Here is a 23996-nt window from a genome sequence, read left to right as displayed (position 1 = left end):
GCGGATTCCCGGCGCCCCTCAGAGCCGGGAACCCGTGGGTGTCACGTCATTTCGTTGCTGCCCCGGTCACCAGTTTCACCACCGCGTCGAACGTCGGCGTGTGCGTACTGCCGCCGCAGTCCGTACGGCTGAGCACGACGGTCCCGACGGTCAGCCGGTACGACAGGCCGTCGTTGCACATCAGCTTGGGCTGCTTGAGCTTGGCCTCCTTGGCCAGCTCGGGCCCGCTGACGAGCCGTACCAGCTGGTCGTGTTGTGCGGGGGTGAGGGTGCCGCGGCGGGTCACGCCGCGCTTGCCGTCGGTGGCCCGCCAGGCGCCGTCGGGCGCGACGGAGACCGTGTCGTTCTTGCCGGCGAAGCCGCCGGTGATCTGGAGGGTGATCGCCGGGACGGACGTCGACCGCGTGCCGCTGCGGTGCGGCACGGGCAGCGTGCGGGACGGCGACGGCGACCCGGTCGTACCGCCGGAGGGGGTGCTGCTGACGCCGGGCGACGGGGAACCGCTGGTGTGCGACGCCTTCCCGGCCGCGGACTTGTCCGGTCCGCAGCCGCTGACCAGCGCCAACGCGGCCACGCCGGCCAACACGACACCTGCCACGCGTACGTTCATGCCCACTTGGACGCGGCGGGTGGCGCGCCGGTTCCGTCCGGATCAGGATTTCTCACGCGGTCCGCGACGTTTGGGACGGCGCAGCCCGGCGGCGGTGAGCAGCCGGACCAGTTCCCGGGACGGTACGACGCGGGCGCCGAGCGCGACGGCCCCCTCGTACCCGGCGGTGGTGAGGTCGTAGTGGTCGCGCTCGAACGCGCGCCGCGGCACGCCGAGCGCCTCGGCGAACGCGTGCAGCTCGGCGTACGAGGCGTCGCTGATCAGGTGCGACCACAGTCGGCCGCGCCCCGGCCAGACGGGTCGGTCCAGGTAGATCGTCATCTCACCGAGGGACGGTAGTACGGTTCGGCCCATGGGTGCGGAGGGGACGTGGGTGTCGCGCGCGGCGACGCCGGAGGACGTGCCGGGGCTGCTGGAGCTGGTGCACGCGGCGTACCGGGGCGGGCCGGACGTGGCGGGCTGGACGACCGAGGCGCACCTGCTGGACGGGCTGCGCGCCGACCGGCAGATGGTCCTCGACATGATCAGCGCGCCGGGCAGCCAGATCCGGCTGCTGCTCGACGGCGACGAACCGCTCGCCTGCTGCCACGTCGACGTGTCCGGCGGCGACACCGGCTACTTCGGCTTCTTCGCGGTACGTCCCGGCCGGCAGGGCGGCGGCATCGGCTCCACGATCCTCGCCGAGGCGGAGCGGATCGCAGCGGAACACGGCTGCCACCGGATGCGGATGACCGTGCTGTCCGCCCGCTCCGACCTCATCGCGTACTACGAGCGCCGCGGCTACCGGCGCACCGGCGCCACCGAGCCCTTCCCGTACGGGGACGAGCGGTTCGGTACGCCGAAGCGGCCGGACCTGGAGTTCGCCGAACTCGTCAAGCCGCTCGGAACCCCGGCGGCCCGGTGAGGAACGCGCGGACCTCGCGCCGGGTGCGCAGCCGTACCAGCGGGGTGTCGGGGGCGTGGTCGGCGACGGCGGCGAGCAACCGGCCGCGGTGCCGCCGCCGGTACTGCCAGATGTAGCGCACCCACTGCCACTCCAGCCGCCCCGGGCAGTCGGCGCTCACGTCCGGGCGGGACCGGCCGCGGAACCGCCGGTACCGGCGGAGCGCGCGCCAGACGCACAGCGCCGGGCGCAGGTCGGGGAAGACGATCAGGTCGGCGCGGGGCAGCCGGACGTGTGGATGACGGGCAGCCCGTACCGGTCGGCGAGGGCGCGGGCGATCGTCGACCTGCCCGCACCCGACGACCCCACCACCAGGATCCGACGCGGTACCGTCACGACCCGTCCCCGCTCGCCGGCGGTCGACGCGCCGTCCCGCCGGGCCGGGTGGTACGACACACCCACCGGGCCCCTGCCGATCAGTCGTGCCGGCGCCGGAGCCGGTCCCCGAACCAGCCGGCGACCACGGCGAACAGCGCCGCGCACGGCACCGCGAGCAACGCCGTCGGTACGGGGGACCAGGGCCAGTCGGCGTCCGTCAGCGGCAACCCCACCAGGTACGCCGCGGCGACCAGGCCCGGACCGACCGACGCGGCCACCGCGCGCGCGTCGAGCCGCACGCTCGACCACGCCCCGCCCAGCACGATCCCGAACACGGCCGCCACCAGCAGCGCACCGACCTGCCGGCCCGTCGCGCCCAGCCCCAGATCCGGGTGCCCGAGCACCGGCGGCGCCGCGTCGACCACCACCGACACCACCGCCGTCACCCAGGCCACCACGGCACCGGCGACCAACCCCACCGCGACCGGCCGGTACCGCTGGGCGGCGGCGCCGGCCGCCACCCCGAGCACGATGCCGACGAGCACGTGCCCGACGACCTGCGAGGTCGGCACGGCCCCGCCGTAGATCGCCGCCCACGCCGCCGACGAGCTCGCCAGCGGTACGGCGAGCAGACCGCCGAACGCGGCGGCGCCCAACGTGAACGGATCGGCCCACCGCGGATCGGTACGCCCGGCGCGGCGCGGTACCAGCGCGCCGAGCGCGACGCTCACCGCCGACAGCCAGGACAGCGCCACGAGCTGCGCGACCCACCAGCCGGTTCGGCCGCCCTCGAAGCTCAGCAGCCCGAACCGTTGCGCCACCAGGGTCTGCACCACGCCGAGCACCCCGCCCGCGGCCAGCGCGACCAGCGCCGCACCCGGCCGCCGCCGGCCGGCCGACGCCGCGCCGGTGTCCTGCTCGTCCTCGTCCCCCATCGGGCCGCCGACCCGCGGTGGCCCCGCCGCACGGGCCGATGCGCCCGCGGACGACGAGTTCCCGGCGGACGCCCCGGCGCCGGACGGTGCATCCGCGGCGGACGGTGCGGTCGAGGCGGGAGTGCGAGATGTCGCGCGACCTGCCGACGCGCCGGGGTGCACGGGGGCCGACGCGGGTGCCGCCGCCGGAGCGGGGTGGCCCGTCGCGATCGGGTCGCCGGCCGGGTTCGCGGCGTCGGGCAGAGCTGCCGCCATGGTCGATACGCTACGTACTCTTGCACCGCCCCGATGTCACGGCAGTATCACAAATAGATCAAGGCGGACAAGCGCCCAGATACTGGGAGCAACCCGGGCGTACAAATCGTGGTATGTCCGGACGGGTCGCGGGGGCCTTCCGCCCGGTCAGAACAGCGGCGCCGTGACCGCCGGATCCGCCCCGTAACCGCGTACGTCGGGCGCGCCGAGCCGGGCCGCGTCCGCCGTCCGGTCGTCCTCCTTGCGCTGGGACTCGCGCTCCGCCTCGACCCGCGCCCGGTAGTGCTCGACCTCGCGGTCCCGGGCCGCCCGGTCCCAGCCGAGTACGTCGCCCATCAGCTCGGCCGCCGCCGGTGCCGTCTCCGTGCCCCGGTGCGGCGTCTCGATCGAGATCCGGGTACGCCGGGTCAGCACGTCGTCCAGGTGCACCGCGCCCTCGGCCGCCGCCGCGTAATGGATCTCCGCCGCCAGGTACTCGGGTGCCCCGGGCAGCGCGCGTCCCAGCTCGGGGTGCTCGTCGACGAGGGCGAGGACCTCGGTGGCGAGCGCGCCGTACCGCTCCAGCAGGTGCTCGACGACGCCGACGGTGACGCCGTGCCGGCGGGCCATCGACGTCCGGTGCGCCCACGCCGCGTGGAACCCGTCCGCGCCGGCCAGCGGCACCTGGTCGGTGCGCGACTCGGGAGTACCGGGGAGGCGGCGGGCGGCGTGGTCGATCACGTCCCGCGCCATGACCCGGTACGTCGTGTACTTGCCGCCCGCGACGAGCATCAGCCCGAGCATCGGCTCGACCACCGCGTGCTCCCGGGACAGCTTCGAACTCATCTCCGACTCGCCGGCCAGCAGCGGCCGGAGCCCCGCGTACACGCCCTCGATGTCGTCGTGGGTGATGGGCCGGTCGAGCACCGCGTTGACGTGTTCGAGCAGGTAGTCGATGTCGACCGAGGACGCGGCCGGGTGCGCGCGGTCCAGGTCCCAGTCGGTGTCGGTGGTGCCGATGAGCCAGTGCCCGCCCCACGGGATCACGAACAGCACCGACTTCTCGGTACGCAGGATCAGGCCGACGTCGCCGGTGATCGCGCTGCGGGGGACGAGCAGGTGGATGCCCTTCGACGCGCGGACCCGCAGCCCCGCGTACTCGTGGATCATCTCGGAGATGTCGTCGGACCACACGCCCGTCGCGGCGATCACGGTACGGGCGCGCACGTCGAACTCGGCGCGCGACTCCATGTCCCGGACGCGTACCCCGGTGACCTCGCGGGCGTCGCGGATGATGCCGACGACCCGGGTGGAGGTGGCGACCGCCGCGCCGTAACTGGCCGCGGACCGCATCAGCGTCACCACGTACCGCGCGTCGTCGACCTGACCGTCGAAGTACCGGATGGCGCCGCGGAGGGTGTCCTCGCGCAGGCTGGGGAACAGCCGGTGCGCGCCGCGCCGCGACAGGTGCTTGTGCCAGGGCACGCCCCGGCCGTGCCCACTGACCGCGGACATCGCGTCGTAGAGCGCGACGCCGGCGCCGTAGTAGGGCCGCTCGTACCACCTGGTCAGCGGGACGAGGAACGGCACCGGGCGCACCAGGTGCGGCGCCAGCCGGGTCAGCAGCAGGCCGCGCTCCCGCAACGCCTCGTGTACCAGCGGGAACTCAAGCTGCTCCAGGTACCGCAGGCCGCCGTGGATGAGCTTGCTGGACCGGCTCGACGTGCCGGAGGCCAGGTCACGCGCCTCGACGACCGCGACGGACAGGCCGCGGCTCGCCGCGTCGAGCGCCGCGCCGGCCCCGGTGACACCCGCCCCGATGATCAGGACGTCGAACGTCTCGTCGCGCATCCGGGCCAGGTCGGCGCTCCGCCGCTCCGCCGACAACCGACTCGCCTGGTACCGCGAAACACTGGGATCCCGTCGCACCCGTCCCACCGTAGTCGCCCGGTCCGGCCGGGCACCCCGGTACCGGCCGCATCTCACACCGCAGACGGCGCCGGCACCGTGCATCGGACACCGGACACCCTCCGGTACCCAACGGGGACAAGCGCGGCGGTCAGCGGCGGTGGCGCAGGGCCGTGACGACCCGTACGCCGGCGGCGGCGCCGATCGCGGCACCCGACACCAGCGCCACGTCCACCCGTACGCCGTCGACGGACAGGCCGGCCCACCCGGCGTGCCCGGCGACCATCAGGACCGGCATGGTGACCAGCGCCCAGCCAACGAGGTACAGGAAGCGGCCGCCGGTCACCTTCCCCAGGAAGACGCCGAACACGCCGACCGCGAGCACCACGCCGAGTACGACGGCCGAGACCTGCGCGAGGTGCGTGGGCGTCAGCCGCGGCAGGTCCTCCAGTACCAGCGCGCGCACCGGGACCGCGCCCCGCCCCACCGCCAACCCGACGACCGCACCCACCACCGGGTACCCGACGAGTACGGTGCGGATCGCGTTGCGGGAGCGGACGCCGCCGACGACGCGGAGTACCAGGGCGGTGGCGCCGCCGAGGGTGACGCACGCGAGTGTCAGGAACACCAACGGTTCGGACAGCAGCCGCGCCAGGAACGGGAATCCGGCCAGCCCGCCGTACGCGACCTCGCGCAGGGCGAACGGGGTCGGTACGCCGTCGGCCACGACGAGACGGAGCACGAACGCGCCGACCACCACGCCCAGCACGACGAGCGCCGTGTCGCGTACCGCGGCGAGGAGCCGGCCCTGCCGTTCGAGACCGCGGTACGCCCGACCGGTGGCGCGGACGACCCGCGTGGCGTACGCCGCGGTGGTGCGGGTGGCGGCGGACGCGACCCGCCGCCCGGTACGCCAGCGCGACAACACCGGGCGTACCGGCGGGGCGGCCAGGTCGGCGATCGCGGCGGCGGCGCGGGCCCGGCGCGACGCGGCGCCCCGGTGGCCCGGGGTACGGGCGCAACGCTCGGCCGCGGCGGACAGCGCCTCGCTGCGCGCCGGGTCGTAGTCCGCGACGGTCGCGGCGAGCTGCGCGAGCGCGTACGCGACCAGCCCGGAGGTGTCGTCGGTGCCGCCGTGCGCGATACGCAGGACGAGGTCGACGGCGCGGGAGACCCATGTCGTACCGACCCGGCGGAGCGCGGCGGCGACGCGGGCCAGGGCCTGCGCCCGCAGTTCGGGGTCGGTGACGCTGCCCGCGGCGGACATCGCCTCCGCGGCGAGTTCCCCGGCACGCGCCGGTACGGGACCGGCGAGCGCCGCCGCCACCCAGGCCAGTACGACCGGGCGGAGCGGGTCGGACAGCCCGCGCGCGCCGTGCTCCGCGTACCCGGCGAGGCGGCGGGCGCGTTCCTGATCCGCGGCGGCGACCGCGACCGCCACGCGCGCCAACGCGTACGCCCGGCGGGCCCGGTCGGTGACGTCGCGGGCGACGCGTTCCGCGTGGTCGGGGTCGACGGTGGCGAGCGCGACGGCGACGTCGCCCAGCGCCTCGGCCCGTTCCGGCCGGTCCGGCGCGACGGCGCGCGCGACGCGTTCGGCGCGGTCCGGGTCGACGGCGGCCAGCGCGACCGCCACGTCCCGCAGGGCCGCGGCACGCCGGGAGTCACCGTCCAGTCCCCGCGCCAGCCGTACGGCGTCGGCGAGCAGGACGCGGGACCGTACCGGATCGACGACGGCCAGCGCGGCACCGACCTCGGCCAGCGCGTACGCCGTCCAGCGCGGCCCGCTCGCACCCTCCCGCGCGGTCTGCTCGGCCTCCTCCGCCATCGGCACCGCCCGGTACCGGTCGACGGTCAGCAGCGCCGCGGCCACGTGCGCGAGCGCCAGCGCCCGGTGGTCCGGATCGGGAATCTCCCGGGCGATCCGCTCCGCCCGCAGTACCAACCGTTCCCGCCGCGCGCGGTCCCCGCCGTCCACCCGGGTACCGCGCGGGCCACGGCCCGGGTCGCCGGGCGCCGGGGCCGGCGGGTCGACGGGCGGGCCGGCCACCGGGGCGGCACCCGGCGCGTACCGCGGGCGGGGGATGGTGGGCGCGTCGCCGGTGCCGGTGAGGAGCTGTTCGAGGGCGGCGCGCTGGTGCGCCAGCAGCTCCTCGACCGGCGCCGGCCAGTGCCGCGTCGACGGCCCCACCGGACCGACCAGCTCCAGTACCTCGGCGGCGGTGGGGCGCCGGGCCGGGTCGCGGACCAGGCACCGCTCGACGATGTGCCGCACCGGGTCGGGCACGCCGGTCAGGTCCGGCTCCGCGTGCACCACGTTGTACGACGGGTCGGCGCCGGTGCTCGCCATCAGCAGCAGCGCGCCGAGCGAGAACACGTCGCTGGCCGGACCGACCGGCTGTGCCTGCGCCTGCTCGGGCGACATGTACCCACCGGTGCCGATGACCAGCCCGGTACGGGTGAGGTGCTCGGCGTCGACGGACCGCGCGATGCCGAAGTCGATGACGCGCGGCCCGTCGCCGGACAGCAGTACGTTGCCAGGCTTGAGGTCGCGGTGCACCAGGCCGGCGGCGTGGATGTCGACGAGCGCGGCGGCCAGCCCCGCGGCCAGCCGCAGCACCGTCGTCGCCGCGAACGCGCCGCTCGCGCGCACCGCCTCCCGCAGCGACGGCCCGTACACGAACTCGGAGACCAGCCAGGGCAGCTCCGCGTCGGCGTCCGCGTCGACGATCCGCGCCGTGTACGTGCTCTGCACGCGCCGGCAGGCCGCCACCTCCTGCCGGAACCGCTGGCGGAAGCCGTCGTCGCCGGCCAGCTCGCGGCTCATCAGCTTGACCGCGACGATCCGGCCGTCCGGCGCGCTTCCCACGTACACCCGACCCATGCCGCCGGCGCCCAGCTCGCCGTGCACCCGGTACCGCCCGACCGTCTCCACCGACGCCCCACCCACCTCCCGGAACGGCACCCGAGGATAACGGTACGGAGCACCGTCACCCCGGCGTGGCCGTCCACATCGGACGGTGCCGCGGACGGCGCGTGGCGGGCGCGACGCCGACCCGGTCGGTACGGTGCAGCGGATGGGGACGCGGTGGCTGGGGGGCGCCGGGGCGGTCGCCGCCGGGGTGTGGATCGTGGCGGTCACCGGCGCGGTGCAGTCCGGCGGATGGCTGATCGAGCAGTACGCGCTGGTCGAGCGCGGTACGCCGCCCGCGTGGTGGTGGACCGGCGTCGGCGCGGTCAACGCCGTGCTCGTCGCCGTGCCGGCGGTGGCGGTGCGGCTGCTGGCCCGGCGCCCCGGCCTGCGCGCCGTCGGTACCGCGTGGCTGCTCGCCGCGGCCGCCCTCGCCCTGCTGTCGCCGCTGCGCGCGCTGCCCGACGCCCAACCCGCCCTCGGGTACGCCGCGGACGCCGCCGCCTGCGGCCTGCTCGCCGCCCTCCTGTACCGGTTCCGCCGCCCGCCCCGCGACGTCGTACCCCCGACCGCCGACCCCCGCCACGACGGACCGGCGCCGGCGACCGACGAGCCGCGGCCCGGCGCTACGGACCCGGCGCCGGCGAACCACGGGCCGCGCCCCGGCGGTAGGGATCCGGACGCGGGAACCGACGTGGCGCGGCCCGGCGAGACGGATCCGGTGCCGGTGAGCGACGAGCCGCGCCCTGGCGGTACGGGCCCGGGGATCGGACCTGGCGGAAGGGTACGGACGGGGCGGGCGCTGGCGGCGTTCGCGGCCGGGCTGGTCGGGGTACTGCCGTGGCTGGTGGTCGGTGCGCTGGGGGACCGGCTGGAGACGGTGACCGCGCTGGCGGCCGCGGCCGGCTTCGGCGCGCTGGCCGGGACCGTCCTCGGTGGACGGTTCTGGTTCCCGTTGCGGGGGCGGATCCTGGCCGGTGGCGCGGCGGCCGGCGTGACGCTGGTGGTGCTGTGCCCGGCGGTCGGCCAGGGCGGCGTCCAGCTCGCCGTACTCGGTGCGGTGCCGGTGCTCGGGTTCGCGGTGGCCGCGCTCGGCGGTGCCGGACGGGTGGTGGGGCTGGCTGTCGGGACCGCCGCGGCCGGGCCGCTCGCGCTGGTCGCACCGGCGCAGGCGTCGCTGCTGCTCGGCACCCGCGACGTCGGCTGGTACGCGCTGCTCGGTACTGCCGCGGCGCTGGTGCTCGCCGTCGCCGTCGCCGCCGGGTACGCGGTGCGGGCGCGTCGGCGTACCGGGGATGTGGTGCGGCGCAACGGGTTCCGGTTCGGAGTCGTGGCGGTGGGGGTGGCGGTCGTCGCGGCCGCGGCGGTGTACCCGGCGGCCGGCCACCCCGGGCTGTACGGCAACCGGCTGCTCGTGGTGCTGCGTACGCAGGCCGACCTGGCGCCCGCGGCGCGGATCGCGGACCGTACCGCCCGCGCGACCGCGGTGTACCGGGAGCTGGTGGCGACGGCGCGGCGGAGCCAGCAGCCGCTGCGGCGGGCGCTCGCGGCGCGCGGCGTCGGCGCCCGGCCGTACTACCTGCTCGACGCGATCGAGGTGGACTCGGCGGCGCCGGTGCTGCGGCAGTGGCTGGAGTCGCGGCCGGACGTGGACCGGGTGCTGCTCTGCCCGCGGCTGCGCCCGCTGCCGGCCCGGCCGGAGCCGCCCCGCGGCGACCAGCCGACCCCCGACGCTCCACTGTGGAACGTGTCGCTGCTGGACGCCGACCGAGTCGTACGAGAGCTGGGCGTGGACGGCCGCGGCATCACCGTCGGCGGCTCGGACACCGGCGTGGACGGCACGCATCCCGCGCTGCGCAAGGGATTCCGCGGCGGCACCGACTCCTGGTACGACCCGTGGTACGGCTCGCGCACGCCCGTCGACCACAACGGGCACGGCACGCACACGCTGGCCAGCGCGGTCGGCCGCGGCCAGGGGTACGCGCAGGTCGGGGTGGCGCCGGGAGCGCGCTGGGTCGGCTGCGTCAACCTGGGCCGGGACATGGGCAACGCGGCGACGTACCTGGACTGCCTGCAGTTCATGCTCGCGCCGTTCCCGGCCGGCGGGGATCCGTTCCGGGACGGCGATCCGGCGCGCGGACCGCAGGTCCTCACGAACTCGTGGGACTGCCCGCCGGCCGAGGGCTGCGACGCGGACGTGTTCGCCCCGGTGATGCGCGCCCTCGCCGGCGCCGGCGTGTACGTGGTGACCGCAGCGGGCAACGCCGGCCCCCGCTGCGGGTCCGCCGGCGACCCGCCCGGCCGGTACGCGGACGTGCTGGAGGTCGGCGCCGTCGACGCGGACGGCCGCGTCGCGGACTTCTCCGGCCGCGGCCCGGTGCCGGGTGCCGGCGGCAAGCCCGACGTCGTCGCCCCCGGCGTACGGGTGCTGTCGGCGGCGCCGGGCGGCGGCTGGCGCTACCTCTCCGGTACGTCGATGGCCGCGCCGCAGGTCGCCGGGGTCGTCGCGCTGATGTGGTCGGCCAACCCGCGGCTCGTCGGGCACGTCGCGGCCACCACCCGCATCCTCACCGACACCGCCACCCCGGTACCGGCGGCGCCCGACCCGTCGCCTCCGTGGCAGCCGTCCGGCGTACCGGACTGCGGGCCGGGGACGGCGGCCGGCGCCGGACTGGTCGACGCGTACCGGGCGGTCCGGGCGGCGCAACGGTTCCACTGACGCGCCCGCGCCGCAGACCGGCAATGTAGCGAAAAGTGCCTGCCGGCATCCGCCCGTCGGTGAGACTGGACAACGGGGTGACGGACGTGGACGAACCGACGCAACGGCAGGCCGAACCGACACCGGTGGTGCCGTCGCACACCGGGCACGTGCTGTTCCTGGCGATCGCCGCGGCCGTCGGCGGTTTCCTCTTCGGGTACGACACGTCGGTCATCAACGGCACGGTCGACGCGGTGAAGAGCGAGTTCAACGTGTCGTCCGCGGTACTCGGCTTCGTCGTGTCGGCGGCGCTGCTCGGCTGCGCGATCGGCGCGTGGTTCGCCGGACCGCTCGCGAACAAGACCGGGCGTACCCGGGTGATGTTGTTCGCGGCCATCATCTTCGCGATCAGCGCGATCGGCTCGGCGTTCGCCTGGGATCCGGTCAGCCTGCTGTGCTGGCGCATCATCGGCGGTCTCGCGATCGGGGCGGCGTCGGTCATCGCCCCGGCGTACATCGCGGAGATCGCGCCGGCGAACCTGCGCGGCCGACTCGGCTCGCTCCAACAGCTCGCCATCGTCGTCGGCATCTTCGCCGCGCTGCTCGTCGACTACGTGCTCGCCACCGCGGCCGGCGGCGCCAGCAAGTCCGTACCGTGGGGCGGCGCGGCGTGGCGGTGGATGTTCGCGTCCGCGTTCGTCCCCGCCCTCGTGTACGGGGTGCTCGCGCTCCAGATCCCCGAGTCCCCGCGGTACCTGGTGGCGAAGAGGGAGCTGCGCGCCGCCCGCGACATCCTCATGCGGTACGTCGGCGGCAACGTCGACAACAAGATCGCCGAGATCCGCCGCTCATTGCTGTCCGACCGCCCGGTACAGCTCCGTGACCTGCGCGGACCCGTACTCGGGCTGCTCGGGATCGTCTGGGTCGGCATCCTGCTGTCGGTGTTCCAGCAGTTCGTCGGCATCAACGTGATCTTCTACTACTCGTCCTCGCTGTGGCAGTCCGTCGGCTTCTCCGAGTCCAGCTCGATGCTGACCTCGGTGATCACCTCGGTCACCAACATCGTCACCACGCTGGTCGCCATCGCCCTCATCGACCGGATCGGCCGCAAGCCGCTGCTGCTCATCGGCGCCGCCGGCATGGTCGTCACCCTCGGCACCATGGCGTACTGCTTCTCCACGGCGACCGTGATCGACGGCAAGCCGCACCTGCCCGGCGGCATCGGTACCGTCGCGCTCGTCGCCGCCAACGTGTACGTCTTCGCGTTCGGCATGAGCTGGGGCCCGACGGTGTGGGTCATGCTCGGCGAGATCTTCAACAACCGGATCCGGGCGTCCGCGCTGGCCGTCGCCGCCGCCGCGCAGTGGATCGCGAACTGGATCATCTCCACCACGTTCCCGGTCCTGTCCGGCTTCAGCCTGACCCTCGCGTACGGCCTGTACGCGCTGTTCGCGGCGCTGGCGTTCGTGTTCGTGGCGCGCGCGGTCAAGGAGACGAAGGGCCGCGAACTGGAGGACATGGCCTGACCCGGGCCCGGTCAGTACGGGCGGCGCTGCGCCGAGTTGATCCGGAACGGCCCCAGCACCAACCGCCGTACGAACGGGCGGCCCCAGTACATCTCCTCGGCGGAGACGTCGAGCGTGAACTGCTGGAGTACGCCGAAGGTGCGGCCGGCGATGGTGACCGCGCGGCGCACCTCGTACAGCGAGGACCACGGGGCGCGGTGGAAGCAGGTGACCTTCCCCGGCAGGAACACCCGGACGATCCGGCCCTCGTCGATCGCCTGGTCCAGCTCGGCCTTCACCTGGAGGGTCGCAGCCGGGTCCGGGTCGGCGGCCCACAGCGCGTCGATCGCCCGTACCGCGCCCGGATCGCCGCGCCACGCGTCCACGGTCGCCTCGTCCGTCAGGCACCACGGGTCGAAGTCGGCACCGCCGGGCAGCTGCTCCGGGTCGAACCGGGCCCGGTCCCGCGGCAGCCGCAACCCCGCCAACAGGTCCGGGAACGCCGTGAGCTGACCGATCCGGTACCAGGCGGACAGCGCGAAGCACAGGTTCGCGGCGGCGATCCGGTTGGTGGTCGGCTCGTGCCCCGAGCCGTGCAGGCTCCGCGCGTAGTCCGCGGCCGAACCCGCCATCGCCGCGTACTGCCGGAGCCGGTGCACCTGGTCGTCCCGGTACGGCGGGCGCTTCGCCCCGTCCAGCGCGAACACCCCGTACTCGGCGCGCTCGCGGAGCCGGGAGTCGGCCTCCAGCAGCGCGGCCAGGTGCGTGTCCGACACCGGCGCGGTCGGCCACGGCGACACGTCCACCGGCAGCGTCAGCTCCGCGCGGATGTCGTACGACGGGTTGCTGCGGGCCTGCCGGGCCCGGCTCAGCCACGGCTGCACCTGCCCCAGCCACCGCCACGCCAGGTCGAACGTGCCCGGCGGGACGAACCCCGACCCGGCGTCGTCCGCCGCCAGCAACGTCTCCCCGAGCGTCTGCAGCACGAACCCGTTCCACGTGGTCAGCTCGTGCGAGGCGACGTCCGACGCCACCTCCCACGGGCTCGTACCCGCGGCGCGGCGCTCGTCCCGGCGCGTCTCCAGGATCGACAGCTCCTCGTACACGCCGGTGCCGGCGTCGCGCATCGCCTCCAGGGTCGCGGCGTTCCGCTCGCCCTGGAGGGCGGCTCGCATCCGGGTCAGGACACCGGGGTCACGGCGTTCGGCCATGCCGTCAGCATCACTCATCCGGTCCAGCGGTGGCGAGGGACTGCGTCTCCCGGAGTACGCGAAGCGCGTTTCCACTCGCCAGACCGGACAACTCGGGCTCCGACCAGCCGCGCCGGGCGAGTTCCGCGAAGAGGTTCGGGTACCCGGCGACGTCGGTGAGGCCGTCCGGCGGGTCGCTCATCCCGTCGAAGTCACCGCCGAGCCCGACCGCGCGCACCCCGGCCACCTCCCGCACGTACTCCACGTGGTCGGCGACGTCGGTGACGCCGCACGGCGGGCGCGGATGCGCGTCCAGCCAGCGGCGGCGGCCGGCCCGGTCGTCGTGGCCGAGCCGGGCCTCCTCCGCCTGGAGCTCGTCCATCCAGGCGTGGCACTCCTCGGTCAGGAAGCCCGGCACGAACGTCAGCATCACCACGCCGTCCGTGTCACGTACCCGGGTGAGGACGTCGTCGGGGACGTTGCGCGGGTGCGAGCACAGCGCGCGGGCGTTCGAGTGGGAGAAGAACGCCGGGGCGCGGCTCACGTCCAGCGCGTCGTGCATGGTGCTCGCCGCGGTGTGCGACAGGTCGACGAGCATGCCGAGCCGGTTCAGCTCCGCGACCACGCGTCGGCCGAAGTCGGTCAGGCCGCCGTGCACCGGCTCGTCCGTCGCCGAGTCGGCCCATTCGGTGTTACGGGTGTGCGTGAGCGTCAGGTACCGCACGCCGAGCCGGTACAGGGTGCGCAGTACGCCGAGCGAACCGCCGATCTGGTGCCCGCCCTCGGCGCCCAGCAGCGACGCGATCCGCCCCGCCGCGAACGCCCGCGTCACGTCGTCCGCCGTGGTCGCCAGGACCAGATCGGCCGGGTACCGCTCGATCAGCGCGTGCGCGCCCTCGATCTGCTCCAGCGTCGTCGGTACCGGATCCGGCGCCGGCTCGTCGCACGGCACCCACACCGACCAGAACTGCGCGCCCACCCCGCCGGCCCGCAGCCGCGGCAGGTCCGTGTGGATCGCCGGCTGCACCACCCCGACGTCGAACGCCGCCAGGTCGTACCCGCAGCGCATCCGCAGTTCCCACACCAGGTCGTTGTGCCCGTCCAGTACCGGCGCGACGGTGTTCACGGGCGCAGCTCCGCCCGCAGGCGTGCCGGCAGCCCGTCCGGTACGGGCAGGTCCGCGGCGCGCAACGCGTCGAGTACGGCGCCGGCGACGGGATCTGGGGCGGCGACCGGCTCGACCGGCACGTACGGCGCGAGGGCGGCGCGGACCCGGTCGGCGATCGGGCCGGCCGACGTCAGCAGCGACCCGGCGAGCACCAGGCACGGCGCGTCCGCCGCCACCACCAGCGCGGTACGCACCAGCGCGGCACAGCCGTCGGCGAGGATCCGGCCGGCGACCTCGTCACCGTCCTCCGCCGCCGCGGTCACCGTCGGCGCCAGCTCACCGAACCGCGCCGGCGGCCACTGGTACGCCACGGCCACGAGATCCTGCCGCGGGTCGCCGGTCGGCGACTCCGGGCGCAGCAGCTCGCCCACCCGCCCGGTCAGCTCGGTACCCGGGCCGCGGCCGTCCAGGTCGGCGGCGGCGGCCCGCACCGCGGCCAGCCCGAACCACACCGCCGAACCCTCGTCGCCCAGCAGCCAGCCGAGCCCGTCGCACCGCTCCACCATCCGGAACCCCTGGTACGCCGCGGCCACCGCACCGGTCCCGGCCAGCAGCAGCGCGCCGTCCGGGCCGGTGGCGCCCGCCGCGTACGCGATGTCGAGGTCGGTACGGACCAGCGGCGACCCGCCCAACCCGGCCGTACGCCAGGCGCCGTCGGCGATCTCCTGCGCCCGCTCCGGTACGGCGGCGCTGCCGGCCATCCCGATCACGCCGGCCACCACCCCGGCCGGATCGTGGTCACCGAGCGCGGCGCGCAGCGCGCCACCGATGTTGCCGGCCGGGTCGCCGACGCTGGAGCGCAGGTTGCCGCCCGGTCCCGTCCCGCGGCCGAGGACCCGGCCGGACGCGTCGGCCAGCACCACCTTCGCGCTCGTGCCGCCGACGTCCGCACCCATCACCAGCGGCCCGCTCACCCCGACCATGGGCCACACAGTACCGACGGGGGTCAGGGCAGCTTCTTCAGGCACAGCGTCACCGCACTGTCGTCACCGGACTGCGGGTAGTACCAGGAGGTGTCGACGTCGCGGTCCCAGCCGGCGACGTTCGCGCAGTACGCCCCGGCGCTGCCGGTCGGGCTCGCGAACCGTTGCAGCACCGAGTAACTGGTGCCACCCGGCCAGTGCAGCGCGCACGGCTCGCGGCGCAGCTTCTTGTGGTCCGTCGTGTACACGCAGCCGCCGACCTCCGCCTCGTGCGCGTTGCGGCCGAACAGGTACCCGCCGAGGATCACCAGTACGGCCAGCCCCACCAGCCACTTCCACCCGTCACCGCCGGACGAGCCGCTTCCCGTACCGCCGGCATCCGTCGCGGGCGCGGACGTGTCGGCGGCCTCCGTCGTCCCGGTGTCCTGCCGCACCGGCTCCGCGGCGTACTCCTTCGGCCCGCTCTGCCGCTTCGGCGTGCCGGCGTTCGGCTGCTTCGGCTTGGCGGCGGCCTTTTTCGGCTTGTTGCCGCCCTGCTGCTTCGGCTTGGTGGCGGCCTCTTTCGGCTTGTTGCCGCCCTGCTGCTTCGGCTTGGCCCCGTCCTGCTGCTTCGGCTTGGCGGACGATGAACCGCCGGGCTTGGATGTGCCGGACCCGCCGGTCTTCGGCTTCGCCTTGCCCGAACCCTTCGGCTTGCCCGCGGACCCACCGCCGCCCTGGGAGCCACCCGCACCGTCGCCGCCGTCGTCCGGAGCGCGGCCGCCATCGCCGGCGTTGCGGTCGCTGCCGGACTCCGCGCTCGTGCCGGGATCCAGGGGCGTGCCGGACTCCGGAGCCATGCCGGGATCCGCGGTGGTGCGGGGGTCCGGGGTCCGGCCGGGATTCGGGGTGGGGCCGGGGTCGACGGGCAGGACCTTGGTCTTCGGGAGGAGGCGACCGGCCGGGTCGACCGCCGAGCGCCCGACCGGTACCGGTTCGGTGTCGACGCCGGCGAGCAGCGCCGTCGCCGCCGGTACGCCGAGGCGTACGTGCGGATCCTTGGCGAGCAGGCCCGTCACCAGGTCGCGTACCGCCGGGAGGCAGTCGGGCGGGGGCGGGTCCTCGTGCAGCACCGCACGCAGCGCCGCGGTCGTACTGTCGCGGTGGAAGGGGCTGGCGCCGGTGACCGCCTCGTACAGGACGACGCCGAGGGAGAACAGGTCGCCGGCGGCGCCGTCCGTGCCGTCGAACCGTTCCGGCGCCGTGTACGCCAGCGTTCCCACCAACATCCCCGGTACCGTCACCGCGATGTCCGCCCGGTGTACGGCGATGCCGAAGTCGGTGAGCAGCACCTCGCCGGTGGTGGACAGCAGGACGTTGGCGGGCTTGACGTCGCGGTGCACGACACCGGCGGCGTGCGCCGCGGCCAGTGCGGCGAGCAGGCCGGCGGCGACGTGCGCGACCTGCGCGACGGGCAGCCGGCCGGTCGCGTCCAGGTGCTCTTTGAGGGAGATGCCGGCGACGAGCCGCATCACCAGCCACGGCGCGCCGTCGTCGGTGACCACGTCGTGCACGGTGACGATGTTCGGGTGGTCGCGCAGCCGTACGGCGTTGCGGCCCTCGCGTTCGGCGCGGGCCAGCCGTTCCGCGTTCTCCTCGGTGGTGCCCCAGCCGGGGAGCCGCACCTCCTTGACCGCCACGACGGTGTCCAGCCGCTCGTCGTACGCGGTCCAGACCCGGCCGAAGGCACCGGAACCCAGCTCCGCGACCAGCCGGTAGCGATCCCCGACGATCCGGCCCGGTCGTGTCTCTTCCGCCACGGTCCCTCCCTGTCCCGGGCACAGCGTACGTATCGGGCCACGGCGGCGGGTACCGCGAGCCGACCGGCCGCGGTCAGTAGGATTTTGCCGGCAGTACCGGCGGATCGGGGAGGACGGCGATGGCAACGGTGGTCGAACGGACCGCACCCGATCCGGCGGCGATGTCCGCCCTGGTCACCCGGTCCCTCGCGTACGACGGGGACGAGGCGGCGGTGATGCTGGACCGGCTGGCCGCCGCACCGGACGGCCGGCGTACCGCGTGGTTGCGCGCCGGGGACGACGGGGTGGCGCTGGTCTCGGTCAACGACAACGATCCCGCCGTCGGCCACCTCGACCTGATCGCCGTCGACCCGGCCGCCCGCCGCCGCGGTACGGGCACCGCGCTGGTGCGCGCCGCCGAGGAGGCGCTCGCCGGATTCGGCGTCCGCGAGGTCCGCTGGGCCGGCAACCCGCCCTGCTACGTGTGGCCCGGCGTCGACGTGCGCTACACGCCGGCGATCTGCCTCGCCGAGTCCCTCGGCTACGAGCGGTACCGCACGGCGCAGAACATGACCGCCGACCTCGACACCGCCGATCTGTCCACTGTGGACGACGAGGAACGCCTTGCGGCGCAAGGAGTTCAGGTCCGCCGCGCGACGGTCGACGAGCTGCCCGCGCTGCGCGGGTGGGCGGTCGGCGCGTTCAACGCCACCTGGGCCTGGGAGATCGAGCAGTCCGTACGACGCCCGGGCGCCGGCTGCCACGTCGCGTGGCGCGACGGCACCGTACTCGCCTTCGCCGGGCACGGCGCCAACCGGCCCGGCTGGTTCGGCCCCATGGGCACCGACCCGGCCGCCCGCAACCTCGGCCTCGGCCGCGTACTGCTCCGCCGCTGCCTCGCCGACCAGCGCGACGCCGGCCTCACCCGCGCGCAGATCGGCTGGGTGGGCCCGATCCCGTTCTACTCGCGTACCGTCGGCGCCCGCGTCGAACGCATCTTCTGGCTCTACCGCAAGGAGATCCGACCCTGACGCGGACGGTGCGCGGAGCCCGCTCCGCGCACCGTCCGTGCCACGCGACCGGTCAGGGCAGGTCGAGTACCTGGTGGCCACCGGCGTGCGTGGCGAGCGCGACGGCGCGTTCGTGGCCGGCGAGGCAGCCGCGCGTGGTCATCAGCGCGGTGTAGTAGTCGATGTAGCGGAAGCCGTACGTCTCGCCCCGCGCGAACGCCTGCCCCTGGATCGCGGTACGCCAGCGCTGGAACGCCTCCTCCGGCACCGGCACGTACACCGAGGGCGTGAAGCCGTCGGCGTCCTCCCAGTTCTCCGCGTACAGGAAGCGGGAGACGCCGTGCCGGGGGAGTTCGTGGTCCATCGGCAACCCGGCGTAGAACCGGCCGCGCTCGGCGAGTACCGAGGCGTGGTGGTGGTCGTCGTGGATGCTCCTGGGCCAGTGCGCGATGAGCACGTCGGGCTTGATCCGGCGGATCAGGTCCGCGACGCGCAGCGACAGCTCGTCGGACGCGGTGAGGAACCCGTCGCTCTGGTCGTCGAAGACGTGGAAGTCGGCGCCGATGCCCTCGGCGAACGCCGCACCCTCCGCGATCTTCTGCTTCTTGTACTCGGCCGGCGCGACGCGCGGGTGCCCGCGCTCGCCCGGGGTGAGCGCCACGATCGCCGTACTGTCGCCGTTCAGCGCGTACGTGGCGAGCAGCGGGCCGGCGGTCAGGTCCATGTCACCGATGTGCGCCCCGAGGGCCAGCACGGTGCGAGACATGCTTCTCCTTCAGCGTTCAGGGTTCGGGCCGTCGTCCGCGGGGGACCGACGGTGCGTCAGTCGGTCAGGGCGGCCCGCATCACCTGGAACCGTCGGGTGACGGTGAACCCGGTCCGCAGGTACAGCTGGCCGGCGGCGGACTTCTCGCCGGTCCACAGGAACCAGGCGGAGTGCGCGCCGAGCGCCCGCATCCGTTCGAGGGTCAGGTGCAGCAGTACCTTGCCGAGGCCGGTGCCGCGCCGGGTCTCCAGGACGCCGAACGGCCCGAACCGCTCCGTGGCCCCCTCGTACGCCTCGTGCTGGGCCCAGCCGACCAGCACGCCGCCGGGCTCGCGTACGCAGACGATCCGGTCGGTCGGGGTGCCGGCGGTGACGCATTCCCGGATCGCCCGGCCCCAGTCGGGGTTGAACTCGTCGCGGGCGAGCGCCACCAGCTCGACGAGGTCGTCGTCGGTCGGCGTACCGAAGCGGTAGCCCTCGGCGGTGAGCGCGGCGACGCGCTCGCGTACGGCGTCGGGCATGGTGTAGTCGACCAGGCTGCGGTCCATCGCGACCGCCTCGTACCGGGTGCGGAAACCCTTGTGCTCCAGCAGTTTCCGCGCCTCCGGGTACGCCTCGGCGTCGAGCCCGGGGAGGACGTAGTTCGGCGTGTAGCCGGCGAACTCGACGGTGCCGACGCCGTGCCCGCGCAGCCAGCCGAGGGCGGAGTCGAGCAGCGCGCCGCCGACGCCCTGCCGGCGCGCCTCGGGCGCGACGAAGAAGAACGGCAGCCAGCCCATGCCGGGTTCGAGGTCGTCGCCGACCATCGCGACGGTCCGCCGCACCGCGTACGCCGCGCCGACGACCCGGTCGTCCTCGACCGCCACGCGGAGCCCCTGCGGGTCGAAGTTGGGGTCGAGCAGGACCAGGTTGCGGAAGCGGGCCGGGGTGACCGGGTCGTACGGCGCGCTCCGCCGCCACGCCTCGACCAGGCTCCCGCCGTCACCGACCCGGAACTCCCGCACCGTGGCCATGCGCCACCCACTCCCCTGCCGTACCCGTGTCGTCCGATGTGTTGTTGGAAAACTACCTACCACAATCGGGGCGCGTCAATAATTGCCACCATCCGGATCACCCGTGCGTACGGACGTCGTCCACCGCGGTGAACGTCAGGCGCAGCGCGTCCAACGTGTCGTCGTACGTGCGCTGCGCGACCGCCACGAAGATGCAGTCCACGATCGCGAGCTGGGCGATCCGGCTCGCCATCGCACCCGACCGGAACGTGGTCTCGCGTACCGCGGTGGTCAGGACCAGGTCGGCCTCCGCGGCGGCCGGCGACGAACCCGCGTTCGTGATCGCCACCGTGACCGCGTCGTGCCGGCGCGCCTCGCGCAGCACGTTCACCGTCTCCGTCGTCGTACCCGTGTGGGTCATGCCGAAGGCGACGTCACCCGGCCGCAGCAGGGCCGCCGCCACCAGCGCGTCGTGCGGGTCGCCGAACCAGAACGCCGACAACCCGATCCGGTACAGCTTGCGCTGGAGGTCCTGCGCCGCGAAGCCGCTCGCGCCGAGGCCGTACAGGTTGATGCGGGTGGCGGCGGCGACCGCGTCGACCACCTTCGCCAGCGCGTCCAGGTCGAGCTGCTGGATCGTCTCCTCGACGCCGCGGGCGTCCGCGTACCCGATCTTCTCGACGACCTCGCGCAACGTGTCCGTACGGCCGATGTCGGCGCCCAGCTCGCGGTGCCCGTTGCCGCGCGCCGCGTCCCGCCCCATCTCGGTCGCCAGCCGCAACCGCAGCTCCGGGTACCCGCGGAAGCCGACGGTGCGGCAGAACCGGATCACCGTGGTCTCCGAGGTGTGGCACGACTCGGCCAGCTCGGTGATGGTCCGGCCCACCACGACCTCCGGCTGACCGAGTACGGCCTCGGCGACCCGGCGCTCGGCGGGCGCCATGCCGGACAGCAGCGACCGGATGTGGGTCAGGATGTTCCGCACCGGATCGGGTCGTCCGGACGACGGTGCCCGCCGGCTCACGACTGCACACCCATCTGCGGCTACCTCCGTTGGTAAATTGCCGACAGCGCGCCGGACAGCCGACCAGATTAACCGTCACCGGCCCGTCACGGATAGAGCAGATGGTCACCCACCGGCGCCGACCGCGGCGGTACCAACGCGCGCGGGTCACCGCCCGCGTCCAGGGTGCGGCGCAGGTCGTCGCTCCCCCACAGCAGGTCGACGAAGTGCCGGTGCGCGGTCTGCTCCACCCCGGATCCGTTGGTACGCCAGCCGAAGCCGTCCGGGTACAGGTCGCGCAACGTGGCCAGCATGGTCACCGCGGTACGCACCGGCTCGAACTCCCGCGCGTCCGTCACGTGCACCTGCACGCCGCGCAACGCCTGCCCGGCGTACTTGTGGAAGGTGGGGGTGAACCAGACCTCGCGGAACGCCGCGCCGGGCAGCTCCAGCGCGCGCAACGCCGGCACGAACCGCGCGTCCAGGTACGGGGCGCCGATCAGCTCGAACGGGCGGGTCGTGCCGCGGCCCTCCGACAGGTTCGTACCCTCGAACAACCCCGTCCCCGGGTACACCAGCGCCGAGTCGGCGGTCGGTACGTTCGGCGACGGCATCACCCAGGGCTGGCCGGTGTCGGCCGCGGTCATGTCCCGCCGCCAGCCGTCCAACGCGATCACGTCCAGGTCCACCGGGCGGCCCGCCGCCGCCGGTACGGCCGAGGCGTTGAGGTGGCGGGCCAGCTCGCCGACGGTCAGCCCGTGGCGTACGGGGACGGACACGCGGCCGACGAAGCTCGCGAACTCCGCCGACAGCCCCGGCCCCTCGCACACCGCGCCGCCGACCGGGTTCGGCCGGTCGAGTACGACGAAGCGCTTGCCGGTCCGGGCCGCGGACACCATCACGTCGAACATCGTCCAGATGTACGTGTAGAACCGGGTGCCGATGTCCTGGAGGTCGTAGAGCAGGGTGTCGACCGTCGAGTCGACGAGCAGCTCGTCCAGCGCCGCGCCCGACTTCAGGTACGTGTCGAACACCGGCAGCCCGCTCGCCGGGTCGACCGCCTCGGCCTCGGAGTACCCGGCCTGCACGGTGCCGCGGATCCCGTGCTCGGGGCTGAACAGCGCGGCCAGCTCGACCCCGGCGGCCCGCGCACCGTCCACAGTGGACGTCAGGTCCGGCAGTACGCCGGTGAAGTTGGTGATCAGGCCGAGCCGCCCCGGGCCCGCCAGCGTCGGATCGGCGCAGAGCCGCTGCGCACCCGTCCGGACCGCGCTCACGCGCCCGCCCCCTTCCGGTACGCGACGCCACCGTCGGCATCCGGTACGTCCACCGGCAGCCGCCCGCCCGCGACCGCGTCCCCGCGCAGCACGTCCACCAGCGCCTCCCGCATCACCTCGTTGTCCCCGTACGTCAGGAACCGGGCCACCGCCGCCGGCGCCAGACCCGCGTCGTACGGCTCGCGCAGGGCGACGAGCACGTGCCGGTGCCCGGCGGCGGCGAGACCGGCGAGCAGCGCGCGCTGCCCCGGCCACCGCACCGCACCGCGGGTCACCGCGACCGTCACGTCCGCGCCCGCCGCCGCGGCCAGTACGGTGTCCACAGTGGACGGATCGCTGCCGCTGTCGACCACCGTCACCTCGGCGCCCGCCCCGCGCAGCACCGGCAGCAGTACGTCCTCGACGCCGGCCAGGTTGCCGACCAGCGCGACCCGCCCGGCCGGCACCCGCCACCCCGGATCCCCGAGTACGGTGAGCGCCCGGCGGGCCAGATCCCTTGCCACCACGGCATTCGCGGCCACGTCGACACCGGCGGCGGCCAGCGGGTCGGCACCGGCCGGCGTACCGGCGTCGGCGCCGAGCAGGCCCAGCCGCGCCTTCATCACGAGGATCCGGCGTACCGCCTCGTCCAGCCGCGACACCGGTACCCGCCCGGACGCGACCGCCGCGCCGACCGCGGTGACCGCCACCGGCAGGTCGGCCGACATCAGCAACTGGTCCGCGCCGGCCAGCAGCGCGCGTACCGCGATCTCGCCGTCGCCGAGGCGGTCCCGCGCGCCGGCCATGTCCAGCGCGTCGGTCACGGCGACCCCGGCGAACCCGAGCCGGTCCCGGAGTACGCCGGTGAGGATCGGCGCGGACGCCGTCGCCGGGTCACCGGAGGGGTCCACCACCGGCACCGCGACGTGCGCCGACATCACCGCGTCGACACCCGCCTCGATCGCCGCACCGAACGGTACGAGGTCGATCGCGTCCCAGTCCGCCGCCGTACGCGTGACCGACGGCAGCGTCAGGTGGCTGTCGGTCGACGTGTCGCCGTGGCCGGGGAAGTGCTTGGCGGTGGCGGCCAGCCCCGCCCCGCGCAGCCCCCGCACCGCGGCGGCCACGTACCGCGCCACCTCGGCCGGATCCGCCGAGTACGACCGGACGCCGATCACCGGGTTCGCCGGGTTGCTGTTGACGTCGGCGTCGGGCGCGTAGTCCTGGTGGAAGCCGACCGCGCGCAGTTCGGCGCCGAGGATGCCGGCGGCGCGCTCGGCGCTGGCCGGGTCACCCGTCGCGGCGAGCCCCATCGCGCTCGGCACGCTCGTCACCCCGCGCCGCAGCCGGGCGACCGTGCCGCCCTCCTGGTCCACCGACACCACCGGGCGTACGCCGCCGTCGGCGACCGCGGCGACCTCGGCGAGCAGCGCCGCCACCTCGCCCGGCTCGTCCCCCTCGGCACGCGTCGGGAAGTAGCACACCCCGCCCACCCGGTACGTCCGGATCTGGTCCAGGACCTGCCCGAGCCCGTCGTTCGCGACGGAACCGGTGCGCTGGTCCGGTGGCAGCCGCAGGGCGTTCGGCGAGTGCCGACCCACCGGTACGACGAACAGCTGGCCGATCTTCTCGGTGACCGAAATCCGACCGAGCACCTCGTCGGCCTGGCGATGGTACGCAACCACGGGCGCGGCTCCCCCGTCTATTCTGACAAGAATATTCAGTTCCTAGCGTCGCGTTGCTAAGTTACCGACACTGGCTTGTTATCGTCAACGAGTAACATGGCCGGGGCGGGACGTCAGTCGCCGACCCGTACGGCCAGCCGGCAGCAGGGCGACCACCGGAAAA

20 protein-coding genes are annotated in these 23996 nt (G+C 74.7%); 4 read left to right on the top strand and 16 right to left on the bottom strand.

The features are described from left to right. Positions 1-46 precede the first annotated feature (46 nt). Positions 47-598 (bottom strand): hypothetical protein, encoded by a 552-nt coding sequence (locus Aru02nite_RS23070; protein ID WP_203661078.1) that lies wholly within the window; start codon positions 596-598, stop codon positions 47-49. Positions 599-652: 54 nt separating this feature from the next. Then, the gene (locus Aru02nite_RS23065) at positions 653-931 is read right to left on the bottom strand and encodes a DUF4031 domain-containing protein (RefSeq protein ID WP_203661076.1); all 279 of its coding nucleotides are present in this window, start codon (positions 929-931) and stop codon (positions 653-655) included. 31 nt (positions 932-962) lie between these two features. Between Aru02nite_RS23065 and Aru02nite_RS23060 the strand changes: the two genes are divergently transcribed. Continuing rightward, positions 963-1514 carry a GNAT family N-acetyltransferase gene (locus tag Aru02nite_RS23060; RefSeq protein WP_203661074.1) on the top strand — a complete coding sequence of 184 codons (552 nt, stop codon included), beginning with the start codon at positions 963-965 and terminating at the stop codon, positions 1512-1514. Here Aru02nite_RS23060 and Aru02nite_RS23055 read toward each other — a convergent pair. The 5 genes from Aru02nite_RS23055 to Aru02nite_RS23040 all read right to left on the bottom strand — a co-directional run bounded on the left by Aru02nite_RS23055 (position 1483) and on the right by Aru02nite_RS23040 (position 7913). Then, a complete protein-coding gene (locus tag Aru02nite_RS23055) occupies positions 1483-1674 on the bottom strand; it encodes a P-loop NTPase family protein (protein ID WP_203661072.1) in 192 nt (63 codons plus the stop codon). The genes Aru02nite_RS23060 and Aru02nite_RS23055 overlap by 32 nt on opposite strands. Positions 1675-1760: 86 nt before the next feature. After that, the gene (locus tag Aru02nite_RS37290; protein WP_275408698.1) at positions 1761-1889 is read right to left on the bottom strand and encodes a hypothetical protein; all 129 of its coding nucleotides are present in this window, start codon (positions 1887-1889) and stop codon (positions 1761-1763) included. 80 nt (positions 1890-1969) lie between these two features. Next, positions 1970-2806 (bottom strand): hypothetical protein, encoded by an 837-nt coding sequence (locus Aru02nite_RS23050; RefSeq protein WP_203661070.1) that lies wholly within the window; start codon positions 2804-2806, stop codon positions 1970-1972. A 402-nt stretch (positions 2807-3208) separates the two neighbouring features. Next, on the bottom strand, positions 3209-5053 hold the full coding sequence (locus Aru02nite_RS23045; protein WP_373324952.1) for a glycerol-3-phosphate dehydrogenase/oxidase: 1845 nt from the start codon (positions 5051-5053) through the stop codon (positions 3209-3211). A 46-nt stretch (positions 5054-5099) separates the two neighbouring features. Further along, positions 5100-7913 carry a serine/threonine-protein kinase gene (locus Aru02nite_RS23040; protein ID WP_203661068.1) on the bottom strand — a complete coding sequence of 938 codons (2814 nt, stop codon included), beginning with the start codon at positions 7911-7913 and terminating at the stop codon, positions 5100-5102. A 112-nt stretch (positions 7914-8025) separates the two neighbouring features. Between Aru02nite_RS23040 and Aru02nite_RS23035 the strand changes: the two genes are divergently transcribed. Both Aru02nite_RS23035 and Aru02nite_RS23030 read left to right on the top strand, forming a co-directional pair. Continuing rightward, a complete protein-coding gene (locus Aru02nite_RS23035; protein ID WP_203661066.1) occupies positions 8026-10578 on the top strand; it encodes a S8 family serine peptidase in 2553 nt (850 codons plus the stop codon). An 86-nt stretch (positions 10579-10664) separates the two neighbouring features. Beyond that, positions 10665-12083 carry a sugar porter family MFS transporter gene (locus Aru02nite_RS23030; RefSeq protein ID WP_203661064.1) on the top strand — a complete coding sequence of 473 codons (1419 nt, stop codon included), beginning with the start codon at positions 10665-10667 and terminating at the stop codon, positions 12081-12083. Between the two features lie 11 nt (positions 12084-12094). Here the strand turns inward: Aru02nite_RS23030 and Aru02nite_RS23025 are convergent, their stop codons facing one another. Genes Aru02nite_RS23025 through Aru02nite_RS23010 form a run of 4 tightly spaced genes read right to left on the bottom strand, consistent with a single transcriptional unit; the run spans position 12095 to position 17142 of the window. Continuing rightward, positions 12095-13273 (bottom strand): hypothetical protein, encoded by a 1179-nt coding sequence (locus tag Aru02nite_RS23025; protein ID WP_203661062.1) that lies wholly within the window; start codon positions 13271-13273, stop codon positions 12095-12097. Positions 13274-13283: 10 nt separating this feature from the next. Beyond that, positions 13284-14378, bottom strand: coding sequence for a dipeptidase (locus Aru02nite_RS23020; RefSeq protein WP_239076885.1), 1095 nt, complete (start codon positions 14376-14378; stop codon positions 13284-13286). Then, complete coding sequence (locus tag Aru02nite_RS23015; protein WP_203661060.1) at positions 14375-15343, bottom strand: N-acetylglucosamine kinase; 969 nt, start codon at positions 15341-15343, stop codon at positions 14375-14377. The genes Aru02nite_RS23020 and Aru02nite_RS23015 overlap by 4 nt, the downstream gene beginning before the upstream one ends. A 23-nt stretch (positions 15344-15366) precedes the next feature. Beyond that, complete coding sequence (locus tag Aru02nite_RS23010) at positions 15367-17142, bottom strand: serine/threonine-protein kinase (protein WP_203661058.1); 1776 nt, start codon at positions 17140-17142, stop codon at positions 15367-15369. Between the two features lie 119 nt (positions 17143-17261). Here Aru02nite_RS23010 and Aru02nite_RS23005 point away from each other — a divergent pair, with 119 nt between their 5' ends. Further along, entirely contained in the window at positions 17262-18152 is an 891-nt protein-coding gene (locus Aru02nite_RS23005) for a GNAT family N-acetyltransferase (RefSeq protein WP_203661057.1), read from the top strand. A 52-nt stretch (positions 18153-18204) separates the two neighbouring features. Here the strand turns inward: Aru02nite_RS23005 and Aru02nite_RS23000 are convergent, their stop codons facing one another. From Aru02nite_RS23000 to Aru02nite_RS22980, 5 genes are all read right to left on the bottom strand, one after another. Further along, complete coding sequence (locus Aru02nite_RS23000) at positions 18205-18897, bottom strand: PIG-L deacetylase family protein (RefSeq protein WP_203661055.1); 693 nt, start codon at positions 18895-18897, stop codon at positions 18205-18207. A 56-nt stretch (positions 18898-18953) separates the two neighbouring features. Further along, positions 18954-19910, bottom strand: coding sequence for a GNAT family N-acetyltransferase (locus Aru02nite_RS22995; protein ID WP_203661053.1), 957 nt, complete (start codon positions 19908-19910; stop codon positions 18954-18956). A gap of 97 nt (positions 19911-20007) precedes the next feature. Next, on the bottom strand, positions 20008-20913 hold the full coding sequence (locus Aru02nite_RS22990; RefSeq protein WP_239076884.1) for a MurR/RpiR family transcriptional regulator: 906 nt from the start codon (positions 20911-20913) through the stop codon (positions 20008-20010). A gap of 86 nt (positions 20914-20999) precedes the next feature. Further along, complete coding sequence (locus Aru02nite_RS22985; protein ID WP_203661051.1) at positions 21000-22169, bottom strand: exo-beta-N-acetylmuramidase NamZ family protein; 1170 nt, start codon at positions 22167-22169, stop codon at positions 21000-21002. Further along, positions 22166-23833: a glycoside hydrolase family 3 protein gene (locus Aru02nite_RS22980; protein WP_203661049.1), complete on the bottom strand. Its 1668-nt coding sequence runs from the start codon at positions 23831-23833 to the stop codon at positions 22166-22168. Before Aru02nite_RS22980 ends, Aru02nite_RS22985 begins: the two co-directional genes overlap by 4 nt. Between the last annotated feature and the right edge of the window lie 163 nt (positions 23834-23996).

Origin of the sequence: Actinocatenispora rupis, assembly GCF_016861975.1 — a bacterium.
Lineage (GTDB): Bacteria > Actinomycetota > Actinomycetes > Mycobacteriales > Micromonosporaceae > Actinocatenispora > Actinocatenispora rupis.
This window is presented reverse-complemented; position numbering and strand designations above follow the sequence as displayed.